This window comes from Parabacteroides sp. AF17-28 (assembly GCF_003479205.1).
Classification (GTDB): Bacteria; Bacteroidota; Bacteroidia; order Bacteroidales; family Tannerellaceae; genus Parabacteroides; species Parabacteroides acidifaciens.
On record NZ_QUGV01000038.1, the window covers coordinates 21370 to 31403 of the forward strand.

Genomic DNA, 10034 nt, shown 5'->3' on the forward strand with positions numbered 1-10034 from the left:
TCTTTTCTTATCTTTGCCACCCTGAACCGTTAGCTCAGCTGGTTTAGAGCGCTGCCTTGACAGGGCAGAGGTCGCCGGTTCGAATCCGGCACGGTTCACTTCTCCTCTTTTTGTATATAAACGGTACGTGTAGGAAAAGCAAATTCAAGTCCCGCTTTATTAAAAGAAGCCAGTATTTCCATATTCATATCCGAAGTTACACCTAAGATATCTCCCTGCTTCTCTATAAAATAAATGTACATGATAACCAATGCCGAGTCTGCATAATTTGTAAAAACGGCTGTTGTATCCGATGGATTGGAAGATACATTCTCTACTCTTCCCGGAATAGCTTTAAGAATCTCCAATGCCTCTTTCATTTTTTCGGGAGTCGTGTCATATGTCAATCCGATATTTAGCACAACACGGCGCATCGGCTCGGAAGAGATATTGATGATATTGGCATCTGTGATCTTATAATTCGGAAAAGTGATAATACGTTTATCATAATCCATGAGCCTTGTACTTCGAACACCAACATCGACAACCGTTCCTTCAAAACTATCCACGCGAATCGTATCTCCAATGCTGAAAGGTTTGTCTGTCAAGATTGTAAAAGCGCCAAAGATATTTTTCACAGTATCCTGTGCAGCCAAAGCAAACGCAATACCTCCTATACCTAAAGTTCCCAGCAAAGCACTGATGTTCACTCCTATATTACTCAGAGCCATCACAATACCAATGATCCAGACAACAACTAAAATTGCTCTTTTGATAATCGGCGTCATCTTGTTGACTTGGCCGTCAGGCTTCTTTTCCCAATAAAGTTCAAGCAGGCCACTGAATAACCGGGCAAAAACCCAGGTAAAATTCAGAACAATCAAAATACTGTAAGCATTGTCGATTACTTTCACAAAGGTAGCCGGATAAACAAGCCGATGAATAGCTATCCAGATACCCAGCAACATGATCGCAAATTTAATGGGCGACTCCAAAGAGTAATAAATAAGATTGTCCAGATGGTTCGGAGTACGCATAATAAAAGGCTTAAGTACCTTCTTACTAAACAACGCAAATAGTTTTACAATTATAATTGCCCCTACAATTATTAAAATGGAAATCCCCCAAGTTTCCAATGTATTACCCCATAACTCTTTTTCTAACATCTTTAAAATGACTTTTAATTAAACATCTTGTTATCTAAAACGGTAGAACCGGACCTATCGGCCCATCCATTTAATCGGGAATTTATTTCTTTACCCAAACAGCCAGATTACGGGCTTTTACGGAAAAGTCTCCATTTCCTTCTTCATCCACCGTGACCTCATCGGATATGCTTCCGGTTATTTCACGCCAGACCTCGCCTTTGTGCTCTTTGCCTAAATTCATTATTTTATTCCCGGCTTCATCATTGGACATTAACAAAACCAAGCCAGAACCAGGATGTTCTTCATCTCCTGTACGGATAAAGCCGACAGTCGAAGGATGATCAAAATATTCTATCTGTTCACCGTAGGCGTATTTCCGCCTTGCATCCAACAAGATGTCGATGATTTTGGTATGAGGAGATTTTTCTCCTTTCACGCCATAGTAATCACCGTAGAAAAGACAAGGATAACCGTCTTTCATCAGTAATATCAGCCCATAGGCCAGCGGTTTGAACCAGTCCTCGATCTGCGATTCCAAAGAACTGCCATGTTGCGAATCGTGATTATCGACAAAGGTTACAGCCAATTCACAATGATGTTCTACCAGAGTATTCTTCAGAATATTTTGCATATTGTAATCCTTCCTTTCCAGCGATGCCTGGAACATATTATAGTGTAACGGTACATCAAACAGATTCACTTTATGATCTACCGCTTCTACATAGTTATCCAACGTTTCCATATCACCGTTCCAGTATTCGCCTACAGCATAAAAGTCATTACCTCTTTCACTTCGTACGGCATCGAGGAATTGGGCAATAAACTGGTCTTTCATATGTTTGATGGCATCCAGGCGCATACCGTCGAGATCCAGTTCATTGGAAACCCATTTTCCCCATCGGTTTAACTCGGCAACGACCTCAGGATGATCCAGATCAAGATCGTTACACAAAAGGAAATCATAATTTCCATTCTCGCCGTCCACACCGTCGCTCCACGCTTTTCCTTCACCCTGGATTTGGAATATACCGCTACGTTTCTGGGAATCGTCGAATCCCGTTCCGGAGAAATGATACCAATGCCACTTAAAATCCGAATACTTATCCTTACGCCCATGAAAACTGTAACCGGTCCAGCCCTGTATCTCGAACGGCTCTCCCAAAGCGGCATTTCTTTGATTGGGGTCGACTTCCACCACCATAAACTTTTCCGTAAAATCACCACCGGCTTTATGGTTCAAAACGACATCGAGATAAACTGCGATATGGTTTTTGTGCAGTTCGTCGATCATTTCTTTCAGTTCGTCTTTCGTACCATATTTGGTGCGTACTGTTCCTTTTTGTTCAAATTCACCTAAGTCATACAAATCGTAGGTTGCATAACCTTCATCCTGCTGTTCGTCAGCTTTGTATGCAGGTGGAATCCATACTGCCGTCACACCAATATCATGCAAATGCGAGGCGTCCTCTTTTAATTGCTTCCATAACTTCCCGTCGTTCGGGAGATTCCACTCAAAATACTGCATCATTACACCATTTTCCATAATCTAACTCTTTTTTGTATTTAATAATACGAACGAAAATTATTTAATAATTCAATCTTTCTTTCTGTATCTGCTTTGATCATCTTCTGCATAAATCCGGCCAATTTTATAGAATTGACTTCGTAGAAACCTATCCGCATAAATATGGCTTTGATCCCGTCTTTCTCATAAAGCTTGTCAAAACGGTGAAACCATGTAGGCCGGACAGATGTTGGTTTATAATCCCTCTCGATCAACATACGAATAAAATATAACCCTCTATAATAGAATTCGTCAACCCGAAGGATGGCATCCCACTCGATTTCTTCCCGGATAGCCGACATTTCAGTAATACCCTTTTCCGTCAGAATGATGTAAGGTTTTCTATCGAAATAAGTACCGATACCAAAAATCAAACACAGAACAGACAGAATAATGAAACTCCACCCGACTACATTTTTATCGGGAATTTGCAAGAATAACCAACCCGCCACTGCCAATAATAGGCAGACAATAATAAATACGAATGCTTTATTCCTGGATTTATATATAACGATCCTGTTATCCATACTAAGCTTCTCATTTATTGCCGGTACAATATCAGGGCTGAAGAAGCTGCAATCGTAACAGTTCCTCCCTGTAAACTATCCAGACCATCCATACTGATTTGTCCGTCGCGGCAAACAACCGTCCATTCTCCTTCGGGAATACTGATCTCTGCTTGGTTCCGATTGCCATTGTAGGCGATTAGGATTTCTTTCCACTCGTCATTGTTGGCATGTTCTCCCAAGGTGTAGGCAATTACGCCGGAATCACCTGTATCCATAAAATGAAGCCACTGCTGTAATCCTTCTACCGTTGGAATACGGAAAGCCGGGTGAGCTTTACGAAGGGCGATCAACTCCCTGATATAGTCAAAGAGATCACGGTTTCTGGCCTTTAAAGACCAGTCGAGTTGGTTGATAGAGTCCGGTGATTTAAAACTATTCGGTTCCCCTTGTTTATCCTGCATGATCTCTTCACCACTACGGATAAAAGGGATTCCCTGCGCTGTTAACAACACGGTATGTATCAATTTATCGATTGGCATAAGCTCGTCGGCTGCATGATCGCCATGAACAGAAAGTTTCAGTTTATCAACCAATGTATATCCATCATGACAGGCTACGAAATTGATCATTTGCGAAGGAGCACCGGCATACGGAGCATCGCAATAAAGCAGTCCCCCGTAATCTACTTGCGGATGCTGTGTTCCTCCTACTATGCCGTATTTGACCGGCTCGAAATGGCCATTGATATTTCCGGAAGCATATCCGGGTTCTTGCTCATCGAAAGTACTACCTTTCAAGCCATCGCGAAATTCATCGTTGAAAACAGCAATACCTTCCATTTGTCCGACATGTTCCTTGACAGCCCGTTGTTCATAAGGTAACGGAGAATCAGCAGCGATCCAGCCTTCACCGTAAACAAAGATAGTCGGATCAATCTTTAGCAGTTCCGCTCTCAACTGATTCATGGTTTCGATATCATGTATCCCCATCAAGTCGAAACGAAAGCCATCGATATGGTATTCTTTAGCCCAGAATTTTACCGATTCAATAATGTAATGTCGAACCATTTCACGTTCCGAAGCCGTTTCATTACCGCATCCGGATGCATTTGAGTAAGAACCGTCGGGATTCTGCCGGTAAAAATATCCGGGAACTGTCAGGTTAAAATTTGAATGATCCGTTGAGGCTGTATGGTTATAGACAACATCCAGTACGATTCTGAAACCATTTTGATGTAAGCTTTTAACCATCTCTTTAAATTCACGGATACGGACAACCGGATCCGCCGGATCGGTGGAATAACTACCATCCGGCACATTATAGTTTTTCGGGTCGTATCCCCAATTGTAGTTGTTATCTTCCAAATGTGTTTCATCCACTGTTGCAAAATCAAATGAAGGCAGAATATGGATATGTGTTACGCCAAGTTCTTTCAGATGATCCAAGCCGGAAGCTTCTCCTTCGGGAGCCTTTGTTCCGGTTTCGGTTAGGGCCAGAAACTTTCCCTTGTTTTCTATACCAGAATCAGAAGCAATACTGAAATCACGGTGATGTAACTCGTAAAGAATAATGTCGGAATACATCTTTTGTTCAGGCGAGTGGTCAGAATCCCAGCCTTCCGGATCTGTCTCGCCCCAATTGATTACAGCAGCACGATTACCGTTGACACCAACCGCTTTTGCCCAGATACCAGGTGTTTCATCCAACCATTCTCCGTCTATCTTTATCCGAAAAGTATAAAAAGTACCTTTCAAATCGCGGTCTATATGAATGCGCCAGATACCATTGTCTGCCTTATTCATTTCTACCTGATCTTCCGGTTCGCCTCCTTCTCCGGATGGATACAAGTTCAATTGCACCTGATCAGCAGTTGGTGCCCATAATGTAAAAACGGATTGTTCGGGTGTGTACACCAGTTCCAGGTCATCGCCAAAATAACACGGATACTGATCATACGGGGCCGACAAGTCCACAGACCGATAATTTTTCAAATTGTCCATACAAATAACTTTAATATTAATACAACTGATACGCTTGATCGATAAATCAATCTTTATTCCCTCGTATATTAAAACAATCAAAAAGTCAAAATTTCTGGCTCAAAATGAAATAAATAGGAAATTTTAGAAAAAAGATATTCGTCTGTATTATATGTATAAGAACATAGACAGATCTATTTTCGATATTAGACAATATAATCTAACTTAAGTTTCGTTTTTCGCAACTATAACAATCATATTAACGATTATACGCGCATATACTTTATATCAATTGATAAAAGTTGCGCATTACAAAATTATTGTTAATTAAATCATCTATTTTCGAACCATTTTTTTATATGCCTTGTTTCATTTACGTATATGGTGATAAGTAGAGTTTAAACCCGGCCGGGCACTCCCTGTTGATAATTTATATAGTAATTTAGTATTCATCTTTAAATTTTTAATTATGAACTTTATTTGGTATATCCTTATAGGGATAGTATCCGGATTTATAGCCGGAAAGATTATGCGTGGAGGAGGTTTTGGGATCCTCGTTAATTTGTTAGTTGGTATTATTGGTGGTGTATTAGGAGGCTGGGTATTCGGTCTTTTAGGAATTGCTACTGCAGGTATTTTAGGAAGTCTTATTACTTCTGTCATCGGAGCTGTTCTGTTATTGTGGATCGTTTCTTTTTTCAGGAAACCTCACAATGCGGAGTTATAATTTACTGTTCATTTTTTTATTAATCGTTTTAAACATTTCAAATTATGGAAACTAATAATTCAAAATTTTGGATTGGACTGGGTTTAGGTTCAATCATCGGTTTCGTCACATACCGTTTTTCTTGTTCATCAATGAGCAAGCAAGTAAAAGAAAAAGTATATCACTCTTTGCACAAACTACATGGAGGAGCAGAAGTAATAATGGATGAGGCAAAAGATAAAGTATTGGATGCCGGTACGAAAGCAGCAGATAAAGTTGCCGATGGAACTTTTAAGGTAGCAGAAAAAGCTGATGAGATGAAGAATAAAGTGCATTCTTATGCAGACAATGCAAAGAAATAGAATCCACTAAATTGTATGATGTTTAATTTAAAATGTTGAGTTATGTTTTATCATGTAAAATATTTGCAGTACAACGCACGTGTATCTGCACCGGACCCACGTTTCGCGCGTTTATTATTGGAACAGTTCGGTGGTGCAAATGGTGAATTAAAAGCAGCAATGCAATATTTTGTTCAAGCTTTCAGCTGTCGTAATCCTTTTCCCGACAAATACGATATGTTGATGGATATTGCAACCGAAGAGCTAAGTCATTTAGAGATCGTGGGGGCTACAATTCAAATGTTGTTAGGGCCGGTTAACGGTGAGATGAAAGATGTAGTTGAAAATATGGAAATCAATAAGATGATGAATGGTAAGGCTGCAAAAGAAGATTTCATCCATCAAGCTTTTACGAATCCACAGTTTTTGGTAATGGCTCCGGGTAGTCCGATGCTGACCGATAGCAACGGTAACCCGTGGAATGCTACTTACGTGACAGCAAATGCGGAACCTACTGTCGATTTACGGTCGAACCTGGCAGCAGAATCCCGAGCAAAAATCATGTACGAATATCTTATTCCTTTTACCGATGATCCATATGTAAAGGAAACATTAGACTTTTTGATGACTCGTGAAGTTGCCCATTTTCAACAGTTCGAAGCAGCATTGGAGACTATCAAGCCAAATTTTCCTCCTGGTGTTTTCCAGACGAACCCCAAATACAGCAATCTTTATTTCGATATGTCGATGAGTGAAGATGCGCGCGGACCCTGGAACGAAGGTACCAGCTCCAAACTAAATGAAGAATGGTTGTACATTAACAACCCGCAAGATTATGTTTCTTCGTCAAGCGGATTGACAGAGGTAACTCCTAAAGGGACTGAACGTACGGAGAAAATGGTAAAGCAAATGGACAAGAAGCTTGCCAAAGAGCGAAAGGAAAAGATCCTTTCTAAAACTCCGGAAAAAGACATGCAATGGAGTCACTATCATTCCACTAAAAAGGATCACAAAAAATAATTATCAAGAATTATTTTGATTGATTTTAATTACCCTGATTCTTGTATATTTAACTATTATAAAAGAATATGGATTGGATCAGGGTAATCTTGTATTTCATTTATTAATTAAAAAATAAAAGTCATGGGATTAATTTGGTCAATTATTATAGGTCTTGCTGCCGGTGCAATTGCAGGATGGATCATGAGAGGTAGAGGTTTCGGCATGATTATTAATCTGATTGTCGGCCTTATTGGAGGTTTGCTTGGCAGTTGGATATTCGTTCTTTTGGGTTTGGCAATGTATGGTATTTTAGGCAGTTTAATATCTGCTGTTGTTGGAGCCGTTATTTTATTATGGATTTTATCTTTATTTAAAAGAAAAGTATAGGGTTTATATGGTAAAAAGTTTTACAATTAAATTAAGTAGTCATGAAAAAGTTTATAAGTTTAGTAGTCTTATTGACGATCTCATTAAGCGTTTTTGCACAAAAGGGTGATTTTTCATTATTGGGAAATTTTGGTTATCAAACAGATTTCAAGCGTGTTATGCTTGGTGCTCAAGGACGTTATAATCTAACAAATCATATACGTCTGGCTCCGGATCTGATGTTTTTCTTTCCTAAAAATAAAGTCACAGGATTTGATATTGATGTGAACGCTCATTATGTCTTCAATCTGAATGCAGATAACCTGTCTCTTTATCCGTTAGCAGGTTTTAATTTGCAGAATAATTTTCAAGGCAAACAAACCATCAAAGGCGATGATGGCAAAGAGACCACTCTTGATTCTCATAGTTCAACAAATTTCGGATTCAACTTGGGAGGCGGCCTTACTTATAATATAAATACACGCAACTTCCTGAATGTCGAATATAAATATGTATTTGGTAAAGACAACTCCTCCGTAATTGCTTTTGGTTGGGGTTACCGTTTCTAAAAACAAGATTTATATCGTTTTAAACAAATAGAAAAAGTTATGAATAAAATTATTATATCAATGGCGCTCCTTAGCGTCATGCAGTTCTCTTATGCCCAGGAAAAAGAGGGCTACAGTACAGAGCCAGCACACAGTGCCACGTTTTTAAAGAACGGTTTTTGGGATAATTGGTTTATTGGAGCCGGTGCCGGTGCGAATATATATTTTGGTGACAATAATAAAGATGCTGATTTCTTCAATCGTTTTACAGTGACACCAGAATTTCAAATCGGAAAGTGGATCAGTCCTTATTTAGGCACTCGTATCAAAGCTGCCGGGTTGACAAACCTGCATACATTCAATGACAATGCAACTATCATGTCACGCAACCGATATGCCAGTTTTCAGGCAAACCTGATGTGGAGTATTACGGATTATTTCATGAAATATAGTTCTGACCGTGTTTATCAACTGGTCCCTTATGTTGGATTCGGTTGGGCTTTCGGATGGGACTATAAGAATCAACCGGAATATTCAATGGGGCATGTTCGTGATAACAGTATGACATTGAATGCAGGTCTTATCAATAATTTCAGATTATCGAACCGGGTGACTCTGTCAATTGAATTTGCGGCAACAGCTTTAAAAAGTGAATTCAACCAGGTAAAAACCAGTGGTAATTACGATATATTGGGCACAGCTTCTGCCGGGTTGATTTTTAATTTGGGAAAAGATGCCACTTTCTCGGAAGCAGAGCTAAGAAATCCGCTTGAGATCGATGCCTTAAATAGCAGGATCAATGAATTGTATGAACAAAATCAGGTTCTGGCACAGCGTCCGGTGAGTTGTCCGGAATGTCCGCCAACAGAAGTTATCACTGAAAAGATCGTAGAAACCAATCCATTGATCAATAACGTAGTTTTATTTAAGATAAATCAGACAAAAGTTGATCCTTATCAAGGCGTGAACATTTATAACATCGCTCAATATCTGAAAGATAATCCACAGTTGAAGGTTAAAGTTATTGGCTACACGGATAAAAAAACCGGAACAGCCAAAATCAATGAAAAGTTATCAGCAGAAAGAGCTCAGAACGTAGCCAGAATATTGATTGACGAATATAACATTAGTCGCGATCGCGTGATAGTTGAATGGGTTGGGGATCGTGAACCTCCATTCGATAAACCGGAATGGAATCGCGCGGTAATACTTTATGTTGAATAATCCGTATATCTCAGAACCGTTACCTGACTTGAAAAAAGGAGTACCTTTAGTAATCAGATAACCTCTTGCATACTCGCACTTTTCAGGTACTCACTTGAATTTGATTTATTATGAGATCACAAAAGAGGGGAGAAATTAAATTTCCCCCCTCTTTGCTTTGCCTCACTTATTATTGTAGTCTAATAGGTAAACAGGGCTCACCCGATAATCATTGGGGATAAATAAATTCATTATTTGGCAAAAGAGTGCCTGCGGCAGAGGGGTCTTATTGTAAAAAACGTATTTTTCCGGTTCGAAAGACATCCGAAATAAAACAAATGTTAATCCGCTTTTTTGACCTCAAAAAGAGACTTTTTTTCCTTTTTTGAGTGTTTTCAGCTATTACGACCGTCCTCTTTGCCATCATGACCGTGCTAATGTGTAGTGCACTCGGCACCTCGCGAAGATTAGCACGGTCGTAATGGCGATTTGGACGGTCGTAATTGGAAAGAGGACCGTCTTTAGGGCAAAAAAGGCCCTAAATTTCCTTGGGATATTTGGAAAGCCGTCCGTTTTATTTTCAAATATTCGATTCTCCGGGAGTTAAGCTTTATCACTTTGCCGATATTTTCTGTTTCCGGTAATCAAATTGTACGCTTTTTCAGACAATCTGCACACCTCACTCCATC

At 39.6% G+C, this 10034-nt stretch carries 10 protein-coding genes and 1 tRNA gene; 7 read left to right on the top strand and 4 right to left on the bottom strand.

Features of this window, described 5'->3' with window-relative positions; translation table 11 throughout:
- Positions 1-23 precede the first annotated feature (23 nt).
- Positions 24-98, top strand: a tRNA-Val gene (locus DWW90_RS19145).
- Here DWW90_RS19145 and DWW90_RS19150 read toward each other — a convergent pair.
- The 4 genes from DWW90_RS19150 to pulA all read right to left on the bottom strand — a co-directional run bounded on the left by DWW90_RS19150 (position 96) and on the right by pulA (position 5200).
- Complete coding sequence (locus DWW90_RS19150) at positions 96-1145, bottom strand: mechanosensitive ion channel family protein (RefSeq protein WP_122346123.1); 1050 nt, start codon at positions 1143-1145, stop codon at positions 96-98. The genes DWW90_RS19145 and DWW90_RS19150 overlap by 3 nt on opposite strands.
- 82 nt (positions 1146-1227) lie before the next feature.
- Positions 1228-2670: an alpha-amylase gene (locus DWW90_RS19155; protein ID WP_122346124.1), complete on the bottom strand. Its 1443-nt coding sequence runs from the start codon at positions 2668-2670 to the stop codon at positions 1228-1230.
- A gap of 20 nt (positions 2671-2690) precedes the next feature.
- Complete coding sequence (locus DWW90_RS19160; protein ID WP_115500821.1) at positions 2691-3218, bottom strand: STM3941 family protein; 528 nt, start codon at positions 3216-3218, stop codon at positions 2691-2693.
- Positions 3219-3232: 14 nt separating this feature from the next.
- The gene (gene pulA / locus DWW90_RS19165; protein WP_122346125.1) at positions 3233-5200 is read right to left on the bottom strand and encodes a type I pullulanase; all 1968 of its coding nucleotides are present in this window, start codon (positions 5198-5200) and stop codon (positions 3233-3235) included.
- Between the two features lie 448 nt (positions 5201-5648).
- Here pulA and DWW90_RS19170 point away from each other — a divergent pair, with 448 nt between their 5' ends.
- The 6 genes from DWW90_RS19170 (at position 5649) to DWW90_RS19195 (ending at position 9366) form a co-directional block, all read left to right on the top strand.
- Positions 5649-5906: a GlsB/YeaQ/YmgE family stress response membrane protein gene (locus DWW90_RS19170; protein WP_115500819.1), complete on the top strand. Its 258-nt coding sequence runs from the start codon at positions 5649-5651 to the stop codon at positions 5904-5906.
- Positions 5907-5950: 44 nt separating this feature from the next.
- Positions 5951-6247: a YtxH domain-containing protein gene (locus DWW90_RS19175; RefSeq protein ID WP_115500818.1), complete on the top strand. Its 297-nt coding sequence runs from the start codon at positions 5951-5953 to the stop codon at positions 6245-6247.
- A gap of 42 nt (positions 6248-6289) precedes the next feature.
- Entirely contained in the window at positions 6290-7246 is a 957-nt protein-coding gene (locus DWW90_RS19180; RefSeq protein ID WP_122346126.1) for a manganese catalase family protein, read from the top strand.
- Positions 7247-7369: 123 nt separating this feature from the next.
- On the top strand, positions 7370-7615 hold the full coding sequence (locus tag DWW90_RS19185; protein WP_115500816.1) for a GlsB/YeaQ/YmgE family stress response membrane protein: 246 nt from the start codon (positions 7370-7372) through the stop codon (positions 7613-7615).
- Between the two features lie 41 nt (positions 7616-7656).
- Positions 7657-8163 (top strand): outer membrane protein, encoded by a 507-nt coding sequence (locus DWW90_RS19190; protein ID WP_115500815.1) that lies wholly within the window; start codon positions 7657-7659, stop codon positions 8161-8163.
- Positions 8164-8202: 39 nt separating this feature from the next.
- Complete coding sequence (locus DWW90_RS19195; protein ID WP_199662222.1) at positions 8203-9366, top strand: OmpA family protein; 1164 nt, start codon at positions 8203-8205, stop codon at positions 9364-9366.
- Positions 9367-10034: the final 668 nt, after the last annotated feature.

Bases quoted from the DNA above. Each gene is read 5' to 3' on its own strand.
- DWW90_RS19150 (WP_122346123.1), bottom strand. From the start codon at position 1,145: ATGTTAGAAAAAGAGTTATGGGGTAATACATTGGAAACTTGGGGGATT.
- DWW90_RS19155 (WP_122346124.1), bottom strand. From the start codon at position 2,670: ATGGAAAATGGTGTAATGATGCAGTATTTTGAGTGGAATCTCCCGAAC.
- DWW90_RS19160 (WP_115500821.1), bottom strand. From the start codon at position 3,218: ATGGATAACAGGATCGTTATATATAAATCCAGGAATAAAGCATTCGTA.
- pulA (WP_122346125.1), bottom strand. From the start codon at position 5,200: ATGGACAATTTGAAAAATTATCGGTCTGTGGACTTGTCGGCCCCGTAT.
- DWW90_RS19170 (WP_115500819.1), top strand. From the start codon at position 5,649: ATGAACTTTATTTGGTATATCCTTATAGGGATAGTATCCGGATTTATA.
- DWW90_RS19175 (WP_115500818.1), top strand. From the start codon at position 5,951: ATGGAAACTAATAATTCAAAATTTTGGATTGGACTGGGTTTAGGTTCA.
- DWW90_RS19180 (WP_122346126.1), top strand. From the start codon at position 6,290: ATGTTTTATCATGTAAAATATTTGCAGTACAACGCACGTGTATCTGCA.
- DWW90_RS19185 (WP_115500816.1), top strand. From the start codon at position 7,370: ATGGGATTAATTTGGTCAATTATTATAGGTCTTGCTGCCGGTGCAATT.
- DWW90_RS19190 (WP_115500815.1), top strand. From the start codon at position 7,657: ATGAAAAAGTTTATAAGTTTAGTAGTCTTATTGACGATCTCATTAAGC.
- DWW90_RS19195 (WP_199662222.1), top strand. From the start codon at position 8,203: ATGAATAAAATTATTATATCAATGGCGCTCCTTAGCGTCATGCAGTTC.